Origin of the sequence: Pseudofrankia saprophytica, assembly GCF_000235425.2 — a bacterium.
Taxonomy (GTDB): domain Bacteria; phylum Actinomycetota; class Actinomycetes; order Frankiales; family Frankiaceae; genus Pseudofrankia; species Pseudofrankia saprophytica.
Genome location: NZ_KI912266.1, coordinates 6,925,094 through 6,944,197 on the forward strand (window position 1 = coordinate 6,925,094; position 19,104 = coordinate 6,944,197).

Genomic DNA, 19,104 nt, shown 5'->3' on the forward strand with positions numbered 1-19,104 from the left:
GTTTTCACCCGAGTCGCCCGCCAGCAGCCACGAGCCTCGCCGAAAGGCGGCACATAGTAATCATGCAAATACTATGCGCGATATGAGGGCAGTCCGAGATGCCCGTCTCGCGCGGACGACCGGCACCGTCACCGCCAGCGCCCTACCGAGGCATCACTAGAACACGTTCTCGTTGTGCGGTAGAACGCGGTAGAAGTAGGAACACGTTCTCGTCGCGGCGCACTCGTCGCGGGGTTCTCGTCGCTCTCCCGCCCGGCAGGTCCGCGCGGGTGGGCGCGACGCCGGGAGGCAGCCTTGCCTGTGTCAGCTGGTGCCAGGTCTGGACCAAGGATTGTCACCAACACCGTCGAGTTCCCCTACCGCCGCAGCCTCGGGCCGGTGGTCGGCACCTTCGTCGCCGCGCTCGCCCGGGGCCAGATCCTCGGGGTGCGCAGCGGCGAGCGGGTGCTCTGCCCACCGCTCGAGTACGACCCGGACACCGGCGCCGCCACGTCCGGCGAGTTCGTCGCCGTCGGGCCCGCCGGCACTGTCCGCTCGTGGACGTGGGTGGGCGAGCCGAGCACGCGCCACCCGCTGGACCGGCCGTTCGCGTTCGCCCTCATCCAGCTCGACGGGGCCGGCACGAGCCTGGTGCACGCGGTCGACGCCGGCGGTGAGGACGCGATCCGCGCCGGCCTGCGGGTCGTCCCCCGCTTCCGCGCCGAGCCGGCCGGGCGCACCGACGACCTGGCCTACTTCGTCCCCGAGGGTGTCGAGACCGTCCACGCGGGCGTCGTGGACGGCGCCACGCTCGCGGCCGCCGCCGGCGAGCCGCGCGCGCCACTCGAGCCCGTGGAGACGATGGAGTTCTGGTCGTCGCTGACCTACAAGGAGGCGCTGTCGGCCGCCACCGAGCGTTACGCGCGCTCCCTGCTCGCCGGCCAGCTGCTCGGCCAGCGGTGCCCGACGTGCGGGAAGGTCTACGTCCCGCCGCGCGACTTCTGCCCGATCGACGGGATCCCCCTGGACGAGGGCGACGACCTGGCGCTGCCCGACCGCGGCGTCGTCACCAACTTCACGATCGTCACCCCGGTGAAGTACCCGGGCCAGAAGGAGACCGAGCCGTTCGTAAGGGTCTCGGTGCTGCTCGACGAGGTCGATGCCCTCATGGGCCTGCAGCCCGTCGTCGACGTCTCCAACGAGGAGGTACGGGTGGGAATGCGGGTCGAGGCGGTGTGGGTGCCGATGGCGGAACGCAACTCCGACGAGATCGGCAACCGGGGGTGGGGATCCGCGTCCGGCGCGATCACCGGGTGGCGACCGACCGGCGAGCCTGATCTGCCCGCCGAGCGCTACATCGACCGGGTCTTCTGATGGGCACCGATCTGGGCTCGAACGGAACCAGGGAACCGGTCTTCGGCGAGCCGATCGCCATCGTCGGTTACGCCATCTCGCCGATGACCGAGTTCGCCGAGGACACCGAGGTGCGGCTCTGCCTGGACGTCGTCACCCGGGCGCTCGCCGCCTCGGGTCTCGGCCGCAAGGAGATCGAGTTCACCTGCTCGGGCAGCGCCGACTACCTGTCCGGCGGCACGTTCACCTTCGTCGCCAATCTCGACGCCGTCGGCGCCTGGCCGCCGATCCGCGAGTCCCACGTCGAGATGGACGGCGCCTGGGCGCTGCACGAGGCGTGGGTGCGGCTGCTGATCGGCGAGGAGCGCACCGCGCTGGTGTTCGGCTCCGGCAAGTCGTCCACCGGCGACCTGTCCCGGGTGCTCGCCCTGCAGACCGACCCCTACTACCTCGCGCCGCTGGGAGCCGACCCGCTCTCGCTGGCCGCACTGCAGGCGCGGGCTCTGCTCGACACCGGCCGGGCGACCGAACGCGACCTCGCCACCGTCGCCGCGCGGGCGCGCCGGGCGGCCGCGACCAGCCCCCACGCCCTGCCCGCCTTCGCCGCCGCCGGCGCCGCCGGCTCGGACGGCGGGAGCGGCGGCGACAGCGAGAGCCTGGACACCCAGGTCGACGCGCTGCTCGCGGCCGACTACGTGCGCTCGCCGCTGCGCGCGCACGACACCCCGCCGGTGACCGACGGCGCGTGCGCGCTGGTGCTCGCGACCGCCTCCGTGGCCAACCGGCTCGCCGCCGAGAAGGGCATCACCCCGGTGTGGATCACCGGCCTCGAGCACTTCGTCGAGCCGCACCAGCCGGGCATGCGGGACCTCACCGACTCGGTGTCGACGAGGCGCGCGGCCCAGGCGGCCGGGCTCGCCGACGGCGGCCCGGTCGAGGTGGCGGAGCTGTCCGCGCTCTACAGCCACGAGGAGATCATCCTGCGGGACGCCCTGGGCCTCCCGGACGACTGCGAGATCAACCCGTCGGGCGGGCCGCTGGCCGCGAACCCGACGATGGCCACCGGGCTGGTGCGCGTCGCCGAGGCGGCCAGGGCGATCCACGAGCGCGGCGTGAGCCGGGCGCTCGCGCACTCCACCTCCGGCCCGTGCCTGCAGCAGAACCTCGTCTGCCTGCTGAGCGGCCAGCCCTTCGGCCAGGAGGCAACCACCAGCCAGGAAGGAGGGGCGCGGTGAGCGGCGAGCCGTGCGCGGTCATCGGGATCGGCCAGACCCATCACAAGAGCAAGCGCCTGGACGTGTCGCTCGCGGGCCTCGTCCGGGAGGCGGCGGCCCGCGCGCTCGAGGACGCGGGCCTGGACTGGCCCGACATCGACGCCGTCGTCATCGGCAAGGCACCGGACGCGTTCGAGGGCGTCATGATGCCCGAGCTCTACCTCGCCGACGCGCTCGGCGCCGCGGGCAAGCCCATCCTGCGGGTGCACACCGCCGGCAGTGTCGGCGGCTCGACCGCGATCGTCGCCTCGCACCTGATCCACGCGCGGCGCCACCGCCGCGTGCTCGCGGTCGCCTTCGAGAAGCAGTCGGAGGGCAACGCCCAGTGGGGCCTGGCCGGCGGGAAGTCCGGCGGCATGGGAGCGGGCGGCATCTTCGCGCCGTGGATCCGCTCCTACATCCGCCACTCCGGCGCTCCCGAGCACATCGGCTGGCAGGTGGCGGTCAAGGACCGGCTCAACGCGCTGAAGAACCCGTACGCCCACCTGAAGATCGCCGACATCTCGATCGAGAAGGTCCGCGACTCCTTCATGCTCTGGGACCCGCTGCATTTCCTGGAGTCCTGCCCGAGCTCGGACGGCGCCTGCGCGATCGTGCTGACCGACGAGGCCGGCGGCCGGGACGCGGCCGCCGCGGGCCGCTCCCCCGCCTGGGTCGCCGCGACGGCGATGCGCAGCGAGCCGACGTCGTTCCCCGGCCGCGACCCGGTGCGCCCGCGGGCGGGCGTCGACTGTGCCCATGACCTGTACCGGGCGGCCGGCATCACCAACCCGCTCGCCGACATCGACGTCGCCGAGCTGTACGTGCCGTTCAGCTGGTACGAGCCGATGTGGCTGGAGGGCCACGACATCACCGGCCCGGGCGGCGGCTGGAAGCTCGTCGAGAGCGGCGAGACCGAGATCGGCGGCTCGTTCCCGGTGAACCCGTCCGGCGGCGTGCTCTCGTCCAACCCGATCGGTGCCTCCGGCATGCTGCGCTTCGCCGAGGCGGCCCTGCAGGTCCGCGGCCGGGCCGGCGAGCACCAGGTCGAGGGCGCCCGCACCGCCCTCGGCCACGCCTATGGCGGCGGTGCCCAGTACTTCGCCATGTGGATCGTGAAATCCTCGCTGTGAGCCGGGCGGCCACGGGCCCCGCCTAGCAGCGGTTGCGATCGAAGGAGATCACCGGTGCCGTTACCCGACGAGTTTCACGCGCTGGCTCGGAAGGTCAACAACTGGGGCCGGTGGGGGCCGGAGGACGAGCGGGGAACGCTGAACCTGCTCACCGACGAGGCGATGCGCCGCGGCGTCGCGTCGGTGCGGTCGGGCAGGCGCTTCCCGCTCGCGATCCCGCTGTCCCAGAACGGCCCGCAGGTGGGGTTCATCCCGGGGCGGATCAACCCGATCCGCACCATGATCTCCCTGAACGAGCCGCTGACCGGCGACCCCGCCCAGGTGTGCTTCTCCGACGACATCTTCGTGATGGGGGCGCAGGCCGCGACCCACTGGGACGCGCTCGCGCACGCCTCGTACGACGGCCGGATCTACAACGGCTTCGGGTCGGCCAGCGTCACCGCGGCGGGCGCCGCCCGCTGCGGCATCGACAAGGCCGGCCCGGTCGCCGGGCGCGGGGTGCTGCTCGACGTCGCCCGGGCCAAAGGCGTCGAACGGCTCGACGGCGGCTACGCCATCACCGGCGACGACCTGGACGCCGCCGCCGACCTCGCCGGCGTCACCGTCGAGCCGGGCGACATCGTGCTGGTCCGCACCGGCCAGATGCGGCTCCTGCACGCCGGCGACAGGATGGGCTACCTCTACCCGGTCGCCGGGCTGTCGCTGCGCTCGGTGGAGTGGATGCGCGGGCACGACGTCGCTGCCGCGGCCACCGACACGATCGTCTTCGAGGTCTACCCCTGCGAGCTTCCGGACGTCGAGCTACCCGTCCACCTGCTGCACCTGGTGGAGATGGGCCTGACCCAGGGCCAGAACTTCGACCTGGAGGCCCTCGCCGCCGACTGCGCCGACGACGGCGCCTACACCTTCCTGCTGGCGGCGACCCCGGAGCCACTCACCGGCGGCCTGGGCGGCCCGGTGGCTCCCATTGCCATCAGGTAACCCCTGAGGCGCGCCACGCGCCGCGGCAACAGGCACGGCCCGGGAGAGCGAGTCCCCTGCCGCGCTCGGCGTCTCCGGTGTGGCGTCGCGGTTGCGGGTTTCGCGGCCCTGGCCGTCCCTATTCTGGCGTCGTGGGACGCCCGCGGTTCTGCCTATCGCTGGTCGGCCGGGACGCCGAGGTGCGTCAGCTGCGCGCGGCGCTGGCGGCGGCTCGCGGCGGGGCAGGGCGGGCGGTCGCGGTGGTCGGGCCGGCCGGGAGCGGCAAGTCCCGGCTGGTACGCGACGTGCTGGCCGAGGACGCCCGCGGCGCACGGGTCCTCACCGGCCGCTGCGTCGACCGGGAGGAACGGGCGAGCCTGCGCCCGCTGGTCGAGGTCCTGCTCGCGGTCACCCGCGCCGGGCCGTGGCCGGCGGACGCCGGGCTCGCGCCGTTCGTGCCGGTGCTCGAGCACCTGCTCGCCCAGCCGACGGTCTCCGCGCTCGGTTCACCCGGCGAGAACGCGGCCGTGCTGGTGGGCGAGGGCCTGCTGCGGCTGCTGCGCGGACTCGCCGAACACCCGGCGGGCCCGGCGGGCAGGCCCGCCCCCGACGACCCGCCGGCGCCGGCGGGCTACACGGTGCTGGTCGTCGAGGACGTGCAGTGGGCGGACACGGAGACGCTGACCGTCCTCGACTACCTCAGCGACCATCTCGCCGACCAGCCCGTCCTGGTCGTGCTGACACAGCGGTCGGAGGTCACGGGCCCGGGCGCCGGGCTGCTGGACGCGATGCGCCAGCGGCGCGCCCTCGACGTGCTGGAGCTCGGCGAGCTCGGCCCGGCCGAGGTCCACGCGATCGCGGCCGACTGCCTGGGCGGCCAGCCGCCTCCGCCGGGATGCGACCGGCTCCTCGCCAGAGCCCAGGGCCTGCCGTTCCTCATCGAGGAGATCCTGGTCGCCGCCTACGAAGACGGGCTGCTGCGTGAGACGGCGGACGGCTGGGCGCTCACGGACGCGGACGCGAGCGTGCTGCCCGCCGGCTACACCCGGGCGGTCGAACGACGGCTCGCCGCCCTGGGCCCGTCCGTCTCGACACTGGTGCGCGCCGCGGCCCTCTTCGGGCAGCTCAGCGACTGGCCGCTGGTGGTCGCCGCCGCCGGGGCCGACCAGGACGCCGGGCTGCGCGCGCTGCGGGCGGCGGCGAACGCCGGGCTGATCGTCTTCCGGCACGATCCACCGGGCGTCGCCTTCCGGCACGACCTGGTCCGGGAGTCGGTGCTGGCCACGTGCCCACCCGGCGAGGCCACGCGGCTCGCGCGGGCGGCGCTCGCGGCGCTCCAGGCGGCGCGCCCGCGGCCGGCGGGCCGCTGGCTGGAGACCGCTGTGGCGCTCAGCCTGCGCGCCGGCGAACAGGCGGGCGCGGCGCGGATGACGGTCCAGCTGGGCCGTGACGCTCTCGCGGACGGCGGAACGGCGAGCGCCCGGGAGGCGGGGCTGCGCGCGATCGCGTGGACCGACGACTCCGACGTCCGGGTCGAGGCCGCCGGCCTGCTGTTCGACGTTGCCCAGCGGGTCGGTGACGTCGGTCTGGCCGAGACGGCCGCGGCTGGCCTGGCCGGCGCCGAGGTCGAGGCAGGGATCCGCGGCGGAGGCCGAACGGCGGTGCTGGCCCACCTCGGGGTCGCCGCCGCGGCCGTCGCCGCCACCGACTGGCGAGCGGCGACGTCCCGGCTCGCCGCGGCGGCTCTCCTGCTGGCCCCCGCCGCCCTCGACATGCCGGACGACGCCGCTACGGACGACGCCGCCCTCGACCAGCCGGCGGTCGTGAGGTCGGCGCACGAGGCCAGCCGTTACCACGCCCTGCGCGCGGAACTCGCCGCTGCGCGCGGCGACGAGGATGGTGCCCGCCGGCACGCCGCGGAGGCGGTGCGGCTGGCGGACGCCGGCGGCAGCCCCGTCGCGGTATGCCAGGCGCTGCGGATGCTTGGCCGGCTGACGCGCAGGTCCGATCTGGACGGGTCGGTGGCCGCCTTCACCGAGGCGTTGCGGATCGCCCGGGCGCACGGTCTCGTCGACGACGAACTGCGCTGCCTGTCCGAGCTCGGCATCGTCGACATGCTGCGGCGCGGGGACGTCGACGGCCTGCTCGCCGCCCGTGAGCGGGCGGCCGCGTTGGGCGCGCTCGCCACCGCGGCGCTCGTCGACCTGCAGATCGCCGGAGCGGCGGCGCTGTGCTTCGACCCGGCGACGGCTCTGGAAGCCGGGCGGCGTTGCCTGGACGTCGCGCGGCACTATCCTCTGCCGTCGGTCGTGCCGATGGCGCTCGTGCAGGTCGCCACCGCGCACGTCGTCGCGGGGCGGGCGCGGGACGGCGAGGCGGCGCTGCGCGAGGCGTTCGGGCTGGCGCCCGACGAGCCCGACGTCGCCGCGTCCGGCTGGGGCCATGCCCGCCTGCTGGGCGCGCTGCTGCGGGACGACCGGGCCGCGGCGCTGGACGCGGCCGACAGGGCCGTCGCCGCGAGCCGGCTCGCGGGCCGCACCATCCCCGGCCTGTTCTGGGCGCCGTGGGCCCTGCTGCACCTGGCGCCGGGCAGGGCGCGGGAAGGCGGCCGGGTGGCGAGCCGCCGCCGGGCGGACGAGGCGCGGGTCGCGGCAGTCGTCGGCGCGGCGGACGCGAGCGGGATACCGGCGAACCTGGCCCTGCGGCGTCTCCCCCAGGCCGTGCTCGCCGCGGCGCGGGGCGATGTGGGCACCGCGGACGAGCTGGTGGCCGAGGCGGACGACGCGATGCGCGCGCTCGGGAGGTTCGAGGGCTGGTACCAGCTCTGCCGCTGGCTCACCGCCGAGGCGGCGCTCGCCGGCGGCTGGGGCGATCCGGCGAGCTGGCTGCGCGGCGCGCTGGGGTTTTTCGAGGACGGCGGGCACACCCCGGTCGCCGCCGCCTGCCGCGGCCTGCTGAGCCAGGCCGGAGCCGCGGTGCCTCGCGGCGGACGGCGTCTGGCCGCGCTGCCTTCCGCGCTGCGGGCGGCCGGCGTCACGAGCCGGGAGGCGGAGGTCCTTCGCCTCGTCGCGGGCGGCCTGTCCAACCGCCAGGTCGCCGCCGTCCTCGTCCTGTCACCACGCACCGTCGAGAAGCACGTCGAGCGGCTGCTCGCCAAGACCGGCGCGGCCAGCCGCACCGGGCTGGTCGCCTGGGCCAACACCCACCACGTCGTGGGGTAGGGCGGCACGCGGGCGAGGCGGCGCGACCAGGCGGCGCGTCGGCACCGGTGAAGCAGGCCCGGGTCGCGGGCGCTACGTACCGGACCGTCCAGGGCGGTGGCGCTGCGGGCGCTGAGTACGTGGTCGGCCGCCGGAAAGATACGTGATCTCACCGCTGTGGTGGACCAGCGCCGGCGGCGACAGTCATGGCCATGACGAACATGCCTCCCGCTGCTGATCGGACCGTCGACCATGACGACCTCGGCGTCGACGCCGGACCGGGCGAGCCGGCCCTGCTCTACCTGAGTGGTCTGGGCTCCCCCCGCTCGATGTGGCGCCCCCTGGCCGGGACGACCGCCTTCTGGCGGCGCAGCGTCGCCGTCGACTGGCGCCGCCATGGGACGAACCCGCCCGGGCCCCACGACTACGAGTGGGACGACCTGTTGGCCGACGCCGTCGGTGTCGTCGACGCGCTGGGCGTCGGGACGTTCGTCCCGGTGGCGAACGCGCATGCCGGCTGGGTCGCGCTCGAGCTCGCCCGCCGGTTCCCCGACAGGGTGCCAGGCGTCGTGCTCGTCGACTGGATGGTGCTCGGCCCGCCGGCGCCGTTCCTCGGTGGTCTCGCGGCGATGCGCGACCCGGCCCGGTGGGAGGCCGCCGTCGCGGCGCTCACCGCGTCGTGGGTTCACGGCCACGAGGACGTCCCTGGGCTGGTGGACCTCGTCGAGGGAATGCGGGCGAACGGTTTCTCGACGTGGTCGCGCGCCGGGGAGCTGATCAGCGGCGCGTTCGCGCGCCACGGGAGCCCGCTCGCCGCCTTCGGCCGGCTGCACCCACCGGTGCCGACGCTGCACCTGTACGGCGACCCCGCCGACGAAGGCTATCTCGTCGCCCAGCAGGTCTATGCCCAGAGCAACCCGTGGTTCCACGTTCGCCGGCTCGAGGGGGCACGCAGCCACTTCCCGATGCTCGAAGCCCCGGGCGAGATCGCCGCCAGCGTCGAGGACTTCATCAGGACGTGCGTCCTGGCGCCCGCCGCGGGCTGACCGGCCGGGTCGCACCCTGGGCGACGAGCGCGGCCTCCCGTCAGCAGGTGGAGAGAATCCGCGCCTGGGCCGCGCTCGTCAGCGGAACACCCGACGCAGCCATTGTGAGATGCCCTCGAGGAGGAGCGTGGTGACGACGATCATGATGACGAGCGTCGTGACCTGGCCGTGCAGCTTCAGGACGGGCGAGGCGACCGTCAGGAAGTAGCCGATGCCGCTGCCGCCGACGATGCCGAGGATCGTCGCCGCCCGCAGGTTCGTGTCGACGAGGTACAGCGAGTTGCTCAGCAGCGACGGCAGTCCCTGTGGCCAGGTCGCGGCGAGGTAGCGCTGGCCCCTCGTCGCGCCCGCGGCGGTGAGGGCGCGCTCCGGTCCGGCCGGCACCTCCTCGAAGGAGTCTGCGATGAGCTTGCCGAGCAAGCCGACGCCGCCGAACGCGAGCGCGACGACGCCCGCCTGGTTGCCGAGACCCGTGACCATGATGAGGAAGATCGCGAGCACCAGCTCCGGCACGCCACGGAAGATCACCAGGATGACGCGGAACACGCTGCGCACGCGGCTGTTCGGGGCGACGTTGCGGGCGGCCAGCGACCCGAACAGCAGCGAGAAGAACAGCGAGAGCACCGCGGCGGCGAAGGCGACCTCGATGGTCACGAGCAGGGCGTGCATGTACTCGCTGAAGGTGTGGCTGCCGAGGTTCGGCGGCCAGAAGCTGTCGAGGGTCGGCCGGACGTACTCCCACGTGATGTCGCTGAACTTGACGTCCGCCATCCAGTAGCTGCCGATGATGAGCGCCACGGCGGCGAGCGACCAGGTCAGGTTGCGCACCCGGGGGCGGGTCCACGGGCGCTTCATCATCGACTCGGCAGCCGTGGTACCCGTAGCCGTGCCGAGCTTCGGTTCTGGCGCCGGCGCGTTCTTGGTCGCCCGGCGCACGATGCGGTCGCCGAGGCCCTTGCCGGTGGGCTGGATGCCGAGCAGGTTGCGCCGGATGGTCGACGAGACGATCTCGAGCACGACGCAGAGCACGAAGATGACGATGGCGATGCCGAGGCCGCGGCCGTATCCCTCCGGAAACCTCTCGAAGGAGATCTTCATCGCGTAGCCGAGGCCGCCCACGCCGGCGTAGCCGAGGATGGCCGAGCCGCGAAGGTTGATGTCGAAACGGTGCAGGACGGTCGCGATCCACGACGGCAGCACCTGGGGGAAGACCCCGGACCAGAACTCCTGCGCCCGCGACCCGCCCGCCGCCCGGATCGCGAGGCGCGGGCCGTCGTCGATCTGTTCGATCGCGTCGGCGAACAGCTTCGAGATCATGCCGATCGAGTGGATACCGATCGCCAGGATGCCGGGCAGCGGGCTGCCTAGGACGAACATCAGGGCGAACGCGAGGGCGAGGACGACGTCCGGCAGCGCGCGGGTGAGGACGCCGATCGCCCGGCCGACCGGGCGCAGCCAGCGCGCCGGAGTCGTGTTGTGGGCCGCGATCCACGCCACCGGGACCGAGATGAGCGCGGCGATCACGGTCCCGAGGATCACGATGCCGAGCGTGAGCCCGATGAGGTAGAACAGGTCGCTCGGCCCCGGAACGCTGATCGGGTCCATCTGCCCGAACACCTTCGCGGCGTTGTCGAAGCTCGAGACGGTGTTGCTCCACGAGAAGTCGAGCGTCGTCAGCGAGTAGATCGAGAAGCCGAGCATCGCCAGGATGAAGGCGCCGCCGATGATCTTGCTCACCGGGACGGGCCGGCGCGGCGCCCGCTGCGCGACGTCCGGCGCGGCGGTTGCCCGGGCCGCCTCGACAGTGGTCATACCGTGCCGTCCTGCACCGGCACCGAGGGGTGCGCCGCGCCGTCCCGGACCGGCAGGTCGATCGGCACGTCGGACAGCTCCGTCGCGATCGCCTTGAGCTCGGCGGTCGAGGTCGCCACCCGCCCGTAGATCTCCATCACCTGGGCCTTGCTGAGGCCGTCGGTGGTGGTGTCGAGGACGACCCCGCCCTGGCGCAGGCCGACGATCCGGTCGCCCCAGTCGAGCGCGAGGTCGACCTGGTGCAGGCTGCAGACGACGGTCAGGCCGTCGTCGGCGGCGATCTCCCGGATGAGCCGCATGACCTGTTCACTCGACTCGGGGTCGAGGCTCGCGACGGGCTCGTCGGCGAGCAGGATCTCGGGGCTCTGCATCAGCGCGCGGGCAATCGCGACGCGCTGCTGCTGGCCGCCGGAGAGCTGGTCCGCACGCTGGTAGGCCTTTTCGAGCAGGCCCACGCGGTCCAGGTGGGCAAGCGCCGTGAGTCTCAGGCTCTTCGGGTACGACCACAGGCCGATGCGCGGGCCCGAAAGACGCGAGAGCGCGCCGGTCAGCACGTTCTCGAGCACCGTGAGGGAGGGAACGAGCTCGAACTGCTGGAAGATCATGCCCACGCGTCCACGCAGCGCGCGCAAAGCCTTCGTCTTCAGGGCGGGAACGTTCTGCCCGAGGACCTCGACCGTCCCCCTGGTCGGGAACTCGAGGCCGTTGAGATGCCGGAGCAGCGTCGATTTTCCCGAACCAGAAAGTCCGAGTAGCACGACGACCTCCCCGGGCTCCACCGTCAGATCGACATCGCGGAGTGCTCGCGTGGAGGAGCCGAAGTCCTTGATGACTCCGCTCACGGAGATGATCGGGGAGGTCGCCGTGCCGCTCATGAGCTACCTGTCTCTTCTATCCGACTAGGTGACGCAGTCCGTTACTTGGCGCAGTCCGCAGCGGTGACCTTCGAGCAGATGTCGCGGATCGTGTCGTAGTAGGAGTCGTCCTCGGGCTTCGCTCCCTGGAAGGCATCCTTGAAGCCGTCGGTGACGGTGATGCCGGCCTTGGTGATGTCGTCGAGCGTGACGCTGCCCAGAACCGACTTGAGCTTGGTCTGGACGCTCTGGGGCAGGGCGGTCGAGTAAGTCAGCGGTCCGCCAGGCACGTACTGCTTGTCCACCGACACCAGCGCGCCGTCCTTCACGCCAGGCTCGACTTCCGAGTCCTCGGCGAAACCCGCGTCGCACTGCTTTGAGGCCACGGCCTGGACCGACTTGTCGTGGGCGCCGGCGAAGGACGCCTTGAAGTCGGCGAAGGTCGGGTTACCGCTGGCGTCCGTGCCCGACGGGGTGATGTTGAGGCCCGCCTTGCTGAGCGCGAGCATCGGGAAGAGGAACCCGGAGGTCGAGCTCTTGGAGACGAAGCAGACGGTCTTGCCCTTGAAGCCGGCCACCGAGGTGATGTCCGAACCCTTCGGGACGATCGCCTCCGAGTAGTAGCCCGGGTCGGTCAGGCCCGCCGAGGCGATGACGGCCGACGCGACCGTCTGCTTGGCGCCCTTGTTGGTGGCGTTGACGTAGGTGAGGCCCGAGAACGCCGCGACGTCGACCTTGCCGGCGACGGCGGCGGCGATGAGCGCCGTGTAGTCGGCGGTCGGGAAGTACTCGACCTTGAGGCCGGTCTGCTTGGCGATGTACTCCTCGAGCGGCTTCCAGTTCGAGTCCGAACCGGCCTGGTCCGGCACCGTGCCGAAGATGAGGGTTCCCTCGCTCTTGGCGAACTTGCCCGCCTCGGCCGGGCCGCTGGCCCCGGCGGTCGCGCCGGCCGCGTCCGTGGAGTCGTCGTCAGAACCACAGCCCGCGAGTGCCACGACGGCGAGCAGCGCGCCGACGACGGCGCCAGCCATGGCCCGCTTGGTGCCGATGAAACGCATGTGGACCCTTTCGATGTTTTTTGTTGGTTTGGCCCGTACGAGTGCCCCAGCGGGTTCGCCGCGCTGGATGCGTGACGGTTCGGGGGCGGATGGTGGTCGTGGATGCGTGGGTCTTCTCGGGACCGGGTCGCCGGTCCGGGTGGGGTGGCTGGCTGATCAGGGAGGAGCCGCGGCCCGGTGGGCCGCGGAACGGTCAGCGGGTGGTCAGGGGACGACCGCCAGGACAGGCGCGCCGGCCGGGACTCGTATCGCCACGGCAGGATTCGCAGGATTCGCTCCCGCGCTCACGCCGCCGCCCCGGGAACGCGAGGCCGTCGATATCGGCGCGCAACTCGTCATCGGCGCGCCGCTCGCCGGCGCGGGATTCCGGTGCGCTCGATCCGCGGAGAGCGGCCCCGGCGTGTGCCGATGCGGCGCCCCGCCTTCATCCGGGCAGCCTCGCGGGACCCCTCGTCCGTCCACGTCGAGAACCTTGATGGCCCTCTCTGAACGGGCTGTGAACCGTAAGCGTTGCGCCAGCAACGTTCATGTGTCGCCGGCAAGGCGATTTGCGCATGCTAGGCGTGACCGTCTGCGCACGTTACGAACAGATTTCCACCGCGAGGCGCAGCCGCCAACCGTGACGCAACGATGACGCTACGACGCCAAGATCCGGCCGTTCACTCGACCGGATTCACGTAAAGGGTTCAGCGCCCAGTGGGCGGGCGTCGAGCGCGCGCCCGCATGGAGTAGTCCGGGTCCCGCGTGTCCGGACCGGCGAACCAGCCGAGCACCCCGGCCAGGGTCAGCACACCCAGGACCACAAGGGCGATCATCGCCGTCCACCCAGCGACCGTCCGCCGCGGAGCGGGGCCTCCACGAGAACAGGCGGGGTCGCGGGGACGGGCCACCCCACCGGGGCCGATGTCCCGAAAGCGCCTGACGGGTCCGGAACGGTAGCGCTATCCTCTGTCCTCATGAAAAATGGTAGCAGTAGGGATGCCGGCGGCGTCGAGAAAGTCGCCGACGAGCTGCGCTCCCTGGCTGATGCCCGGGCCGTCGGCGCCCGCCTGCCCAGCACCCGCGACCTGCAGCACAGGCTGGGTGTCGGCCCGGTGACCGTGCAGCGAGCGCTCGCCCGCCTCGTCACCGAGGGTCTGCTGGTCACCCGGCCGGGTGCCGGCACGTTCGTGGCGGCGCGCCGGGCCACCCGCGCCGGCGACACCGACTGGCAGCAGGTAGCGCTCGGCGCGAGCCCGGTGTCGGCGTCTGGTGTAGACGTGCTGCTGGCGAGCGCCCACTCGACCGGTTTCCAGCTGGGTGCCGGCTACTTCGACGCGACGCTGCGCGCCGACAGCCGGCTCGCCGCCGCGGCCAGCCGCGCGGTGCGCCGGCCGGACGCCTGGAGCGCGCCGCCAGCGGCGGGCGTTCCGGAGCTGCGCAGCTGGTTCGGCCGCCAGGTCGGCGCCGATCCCGACCAGGTGCTGATCACCCCGGCCGCTCAGGGCGCCCTCTCCGCCGCCTTCCGCGCGCTCCTGCCGGCCGGAAGCCCGGTGCTGTTCGCGGTGCCGACCTACCCCGGCGCGCTGGCGGTCGCGCGCAGCGCCGGCCACGTGCCGGTGCCGGTGCCGACCGACGCCGACGGCATCCGCCCGGAGCTGCTCGAGCGGGCGCTGGCGGCGACGTCGGCGCGGCTGCTGTTCCTGCAGCCGACGTTCGCCAACCCGGACGGCGGGGTGCTCGCGCACACGCGCCGCCGCGAGGTGCTCGACATCTGCGAGCGGGCCGGCGCGTTCATCCTCGAGGACGACTTCGCGCGCTGGCTCGGCCACGGGCAGGTCCCGCCGCCGCCGCTGTGGCGCGACGACGACCAGGGCCGGGTCATCACGGTCTGCTCGTTGACAAAGATTCTGGCCCCGAGCCTGCGCATCGGCGCGATCGTGGCGCGCGGGCCGGTGATGACCCGGCTCGCCGCGATGCGCCAGGTCGATGACTCCTTCGTGCCCATGCCGTTGCAGCACACCGCCGTGGAGATGGTGGCCGGGCCGGGCTGGTCGGCTCAGCTGCGCACCGTTTCGGCGGCGCTGCGCGCCCGGATGGCCACGCTCACGACCGCCCTCGCCCTCGAGCTGCCGGAGTGCTCGTTCGAGAACCCCCGGGGTGGGGTCAGCATCTGGCTGCGGCTGCCCCGGGGCACCGACGACCTCGCGGTCGCCACCCGCGCGGGGCGGCTCGGGGTGGCGGTGGTGCCCGGTCGGTACTTCGTGATCGGCGAACAGGACGTCAGCCACCTGCGGCTGTGCGTCGCCGGGGTCCGGGAGCCCGATATCCCCACCGCGGTCGCGCTGCTCGCCGAGGCGGTGCGCGCCAGCGCCGGCACGGCCGCCGACCACCCGTTCGTCGGATGACCGGACAGGCCGGTGCCAGGTGGCCGGCGCCAAGTGGCCGGTGACCGATTGCCGGTCACCGGCACCGGATCGGCCCCGAGGTGGTCAGAGCCGGGAACGTCGCGAAATTCCTGAAACAGTGGAAACCGCGCCGTTACCGGCCGACGAGGCGCGGGCGGGCGGGCGGAGTGCGGCCGGTGGTAATAGCCCGGCAAACCCTCAAAACGACGCCAAAGCGTCTGTTGTCATTTGATAGATCCACTAGGGTGCCCTGAGCAGGATCCGCCGGGTCCAGCGCATTTCCCCCGCACCCCGCAAGGTGAGTGAGTACATGCGCCGAGCGCTCAGATCCCCCACCCCACCCGCAGAAGGAAAGCGCCGCTCTCGCCGGTCGCGCAGGCTGGCACTGCTGGCCGCGCCGGTCGCCGCCATGGTCGCCGTACCGCTCGCGCTCACGCTGCCGGGTGGCCCGGCGAGCGCCGCGAGTACCAGGACCTTCCTCGTCGTCTACTCGGGTTCCGCGGAGGCGGGCCGGGCGGCGGTCGCGAAGCTCGGCGGCACGATCGAGTCGGAGAACGCCGAGACCGGGCTCGCGGTCGTCACGTCGACGGACGCGTCCTTCGAGACGAAGGCTGGCGCCAACGCGGCGCTGGTCGGCGCGGCGCCGAACGCGCCGATCGGCTACGCCGTCCCCGACATCGCCGGCGGCTCGGGTGCCGGCAAGGACCAGTCGTTCACCCAGCGCGAGCGCGACCTGAGCCGGGCCGGCGGCGGCACCAAGCCCGGCAAACCCGGCAAGCCCGCGGCCGGCGCCGAGCCGCTGTCGAGCCTGCAGTGGGACATGCAGCTGATGGGCGCGACGCCGACCGGTTCGTACAAGTACGAGCCAGGCGACAAGGGTGTGCTGGTCGGCGTCATCGACACCGGCATCGACGGCACCCACCCGGACATCGCCCCCAACTTCAACAAGGGGCTGTCGCGCAACTTCGTCACCGACATCCCGACCGACCCGGCCTCCGGCGAGGAGGTCGACGGCCCATGTGAGCACCCGAGCTGCAAGGACCCGGTCGACGAGGACGACGACGGCCACGGCACCCACGTCGCGTCCACGATCGCCTCGCCGATCAACGGCCTGGGCATCGCGGGCGTCGCCCCGAACGTGCAGCTGGTGAACGTCCGGGCCGGCCAGGACTCGGGCTACTTCTTCCTGAAGCCGACGATCGACGCCATCACCTACGCCGGTGACGCGGGCATCGACGTGGTCAACATGTCCTTCTACACCGACCCCTACCTGTTCAACTGCAAGGCGAACCCGGCGGACTCCCCCGAGCGGCAGGCCGAGCAGCGCACGATCATCGCCGCGACCCAGCGCGCGGTCGCCTACGCGTCCAGGCGCGGCGTCACCCTGATCGCCGCGTCCGGCAACGAGGGGTTCGACCTCGGCCACCCCACCGGCGACGACACCAGCCCGGACTACCCGCCGTCGGGCAGCGCCGCCTACCCGCGCGTCATCGACAACTCGTGCCTGTCGATGCCGTCGGAGGCGCCGAACGTGCTGGACGTCAACGCGATCGGCCCGTCCAAGCGGCTGAGCTACTACAGCAACTACGGCCTGGAGCAGACGGTCGTGGCCGCGCCGGGCGGTGACGCCTACGACGGCTCCGCCACCCGCAAGGTGACGAACGAGATCCTCGCCGCCTACCCGAAGAACGTCGCCGTGGCCAACGGTGACATCGACGAGAACGGCGACCCGACCAGCGAGTTCGTCATTCGCGACGACAGCTTGGGCAAGGCGTCGTACTACCAGTACCTGCAGGGCACGTCGATGGCCTCGCCACACGCCGTCGGCGTGGCCGCGATCATCGTCAGCGCGCTGGGCCGCAAGGACCTGAGGCACGGCGGGCTGACGCTGGACCCGGCGATCGTCCAGCAGCAGCTGCAGAGGACGGCGGTCGCGACGCCCTGCCCGACGCCGAACCCGTACGTCTACCCCGCGCCGGTGCCAGCGAGCTACACCAAGACCTGCGAGGGCAGCACCAAATTCAACGGGTTCTACGGAAACGGAATCGTCAGCGCGCTGAACGCGTCCAAGCTCCACTGATGTTCCGGACCACCGGAAAAACAACTGAATGAGGAGCGGCCCGGGCGGCGTCTGCCACCCGGGCCGCTCCGTCGTCGGCGACAGGTCCGAATGTCCACGTGAGCGTGGGTGTCAACGACCGCCGAAACGGGCGCGCAGCTCGTGTTTCAGGATCTTCAGGGTGGCGTTGCGAGGAAGCGCGTCGAGTATCTCCAGGCGCTCCGGGATCTTCTGCGTCATCAGCCCGGCGCCGCGCAGGAAGGCGGCGAGCTCGGCGAGCGTCGGCGGGGCCGCGCCGGGCGCCGGCTCGACGACCGCGCAGACCAGCTCGCCGCGCTCGGCGTCCGGCAGCCCGACGACGGCGACGGCGACGACCTTCGGATGCTGGTAGAGCAGGTCCTCGACCTCCTTGGCGGAGACGTTCTCGCCCTTGCGGATGATCACGTCCTTGAGCCGACCGGTGAGCGTCACGTGACCGTCGGGGCGCAGGAAGCCGAGGTCGCCGGTGCGGAACCAGCCGTCCTCGTCGAAGGCGGCGGCGGTCGCCTCGTCGTCGGTGTAGCCGGCGCAGACCGTGGCGCCGTGGACCCGGACCTCGCCCTCGACGCCGGCCGGGGCCACCGCGCCGTCCGCCGTGACGACGCGCACCTCGACCCCGGGCAGCGGGGCGCCCTCGGAGTACATCAGCGCGTCGTCGCTGTCCGCCGGCGAGCCCTGGGTGATCATCGGGACCTCGGTCATGCCGTAGCCGTGCGCGATCGGGATGCCCATCTCACGCCGCACGTCGGTGAACAGCTCCGGCGGCTTCGGCGCGCCGCCGCCGGCGAGCATCCGCAGGGTCGGCACGAGCGGCCCGGCGGGCGCCGGCAGGGCGCGCTGGGCCGCGAGCAGCGCGGAGTAGAAGGCGGTGGAACCGCCGGCGATCGTCACCCCGTGGCGACGGAAGGCGTCGATCGCGTCCGCCGGCACGAAGGCCTCCAGCAGCAGCGCCGGGAAACCGACCGCGAGCATCATCGCCAGGTAGTCCGGGCCGCCGATGTGCGCGACCGGGAACGCGATCGAGCCGACGTCGTCCGGCCTGGCCGCGAGCGCCAGCGCCAGTCCCACGCCGGCGGCGATGAGCGACGAGTCGCGGTGGCGCACGCCCTTGGGCTGCGACGTCGTGCCGGAGGTGTAGTAGATCCAACGGATCTCCTCGCCGTCCGTCGGCGGGGGCGGCAGCGTCGACGGGTCGCCCTCGGGCAGCCCGTCACCGGCGCCAGCGCCGGCGCCGACGACCAGTAACCGCGGCGGATCGGCGAGGTCCCTGGTCGCCGCGGCGGCGAGCGCGCGATAGTCGGTGCCACGCCAGACGCCCGGGACGCAGAACAGCCGGGCGCCGGTCTGGTGCAGCGCGACGGAGACCTCGCGCTCGCGGTAGATGTGGATGATCGGGACCTGGACCGCGCCAAGCCGGGCGAGCGCCATCGACAACACGACCGTCTCGACCCTCGTCGGCAGCTGCCAGCACACCCGCGTCCCCGGCCCGACGCCCTGCGCGAACAGGCCCGCCGCGACCCGCTCGGCGCGAGTCGCGAGATCCGCGCAGGTGAGGCGGACGGAGCCGGCCGCGGAGCCAGAGGCCGCGCCGCTCGGAGGGTCCGCAAGTAAGAGCGGGGCGTCCGGGGTGAGTGCGGCCCGGCGCGCGACGAGGTCCCACAGGGTGGCGACGCTCGATGCCGTGATCATCGACGACCCCGCGGCCGGCGCGGCTTCGGAGCTGGGCATGGGGCTGCCTCCCTCACTCGGATGCGGCCCGACCTGACCGCGGTGCAACCTGACAGGCGCGTCGCGGGGTCGGCGGAGGACCGGCACGGCGCCGCCACCGGACGGTGCCGACGGCCTCGCGTCGGCGCCCGATCGCCCGCGCCAATATAGAACGCGTTCTATATTGGCCGCCATACCGCGCGCTGGCGGGTCGAGGCCGGCCAGCCGTCGGCCCCGGTTACCGGTCGGCGCCGCGGGCGAAAT

13 protein-coding genes are annotated in these 19,104 nt (G+C 72.9%); 8 read left to right on the top strand and 5 right to left on the bottom strand.

Translation table 11 applies throughout. The features are described from left to right. The first annotated feature begins 300 nt into the window (after positions 1 to 300). The 6 genes from FRCN3DRAFT_RS0229205 to FRCN3DRAFT_RS0229230 all read left to right on the top strand — a co-directional run bounded on the left by FRCN3DRAFT_RS0229205 (position 301) and on the right by FRCN3DRAFT_RS0229230 (position 8,924). The gene (locus tag FRCN3DRAFT_RS0229205) at positions 301 to 1,353 is read left to right on the top strand and encodes a Zn-ribbon domain-containing OB-fold protein (protein ID WP_007515150.1); all 1,053 of its coding nucleotides are present in this window, start codon (positions 301 to 303) and stop codon (positions 1,351 to 1,353) included. Further along, a complete protein-coding gene (locus FRCN3DRAFT_RS0229210) occupies positions 1,353 to 2,567 on the top strand; it encodes an acetyl-CoA acetyltransferase-like protein (protein ID WP_007515149.1) in 1,215 nt (404 codons plus the stop codon). Before FRCN3DRAFT_RS0229205 ends, FRCN3DRAFT_RS0229210 begins: the two co-directional genes overlap by 1 nt. After that, positions 2,564 to 3,718 carry a thiolase domain-containing protein gene (locus tag FRCN3DRAFT_RS0229215; protein WP_007515148.1) on the top strand — a complete coding sequence of 385 codons (1,155 nt, stop codon included), beginning with the start codon at positions 2,564 to 2,566 and terminating at the stop codon, positions 3,716 to 3,718. The genes FRCN3DRAFT_RS0229210 and FRCN3DRAFT_RS0229215 overlap by 4 nt, the downstream gene beginning before the upstream one ends. 54 nt (positions 3,719 to 3,772) lie before the next feature. After that, positions 3,773 to 4,699: a cyclase family protein gene (locus FRCN3DRAFT_RS0229220; protein WP_007515146.1), complete on the top strand. Its 927-nt coding sequence runs from the start codon at positions 3,773 to 3,775 to the stop codon at positions 4,697 to 4,699. A gap of 131 nt (positions 4,700 to 4,830) precedes the next feature. Continuing rightward, positions 4,831 to 7,899: a helix-turn-helix transcriptional regulator gene (locus tag FRCN3DRAFT_RS0229225; protein WP_007515145.1), complete on the top strand. Its 3,069-nt coding sequence runs from the start codon at positions 4,831 to 4,833 to the stop codon at positions 7,897 to 7,899. 191 nt (positions 7,900 to 8,090) lie between these two features. Continuing rightward, the gene (locus FRCN3DRAFT_RS0229230) at positions 8,091 to 8,924 is read left to right on the top strand and encodes an alpha/beta fold hydrolase (RefSeq protein ID WP_198536049.1); all 834 of its coding nucleotides are present in this window, start codon (positions 8,091 to 8,093) and stop codon (positions 8,922 to 8,924) included. Between the two features lie 78 nt (positions 8,925 to 9,002). Here FRCN3DRAFT_RS0229230 and FRCN3DRAFT_RS0229235 read toward each other — a convergent pair whose 3' ends face one another. From FRCN3DRAFT_RS0229235 to FRCN3DRAFT_RS52020, 4 genes are all read right to left on the bottom strand, one after another. Then, complete coding sequence (locus FRCN3DRAFT_RS0229235; protein WP_007515143.1) at positions 9,003 to 10,736, bottom strand: PhnE/PtxC family ABC transporter permease; 1,734 nt, start codon at positions 10,734 to 10,736, stop codon at positions 9,003 to 9,005. Continuing rightward, entirely contained in the window at positions 10,733 to 11,611 is an 879-nt protein-coding gene (gene phnC / locus FRCN3DRAFT_RS0229240) for a phosphonate ABC transporter ATP-binding protein (RefSeq protein ID WP_007515142.1), read from the bottom strand. Before phnC ends, FRCN3DRAFT_RS0229235 begins: the two co-directional genes overlap by 4 nt. A gap of 41 nt (positions 11,612 to 11,652) precedes the next feature. After that, on the bottom strand, positions 11,653 to 12,648 hold the full coding sequence (locus FRCN3DRAFT_RS0229245) for a phosphate/phosphite/phosphonate ABC transporter substrate-binding protein (protein WP_007515141.1): 996 nt from the start codon (positions 12,646 to 12,648) through the stop codon (positions 11,653 to 11,655). A gap of 686 nt (positions 12,649 to 13,334) precedes the next feature. After that, the gene (locus FRCN3DRAFT_RS52020; protein ID WP_007515140.1) at positions 13,335 to 13,463 is read right to left on the bottom strand and encodes a hypothetical protein; all 129 of its coding nucleotides are present in this window, start codon (positions 13,461 to 13,463) and stop codon (positions 13,335 to 13,337) included. A 141-nt stretch (positions 13,464 to 13,604) separates the two neighbouring features. Here FRCN3DRAFT_RS52020 and FRCN3DRAFT_RS0229255 point away from each other — a divergent pair, with 141 nt between their 5' ends. Together FRCN3DRAFT_RS0229255 and FRCN3DRAFT_RS0229260 are read left to right on the top strand one after the other, a co-directional pair. Further along, entirely contained in the window at positions 13,605 to 15,035 is a 1,431-nt protein-coding gene (locus FRCN3DRAFT_RS0229255; protein ID WP_007515139.1) for an aminotransferase-like domain-containing protein, read from the top strand. A gap of 409 nt (positions 15,036 to 15,444) precedes the next feature. Next, positions 15,445 to 17,115, top strand: a complete 1,671-nt coding sequence (locus tag FRCN3DRAFT_RS0229260; RefSeq protein ID WP_007515138.1) for a S8 family peptidase — start codon at positions 15,445 to 15,447, stop codon at positions 17,113 to 17,115. A 111-nt stretch (positions 17,116 to 17,226) separates the two neighbouring features. On the opposite strand, the gene FRCN3DRAFT_RS0229265 is transcribed toward FRCN3DRAFT_RS0229260, so the two are convergent. Then, on the bottom strand, positions 17,227 to 18,861 hold the full coding sequence (locus tag FRCN3DRAFT_RS0229265) for an AMP-binding protein (RefSeq protein WP_007515137.1): 1,635 nt from the start codon (positions 18,859 to 18,861) through the stop codon (positions 17,227 to 17,229). Between the last annotated feature and the right edge of the window lie 243 nt (positions 18,862 to 19,104).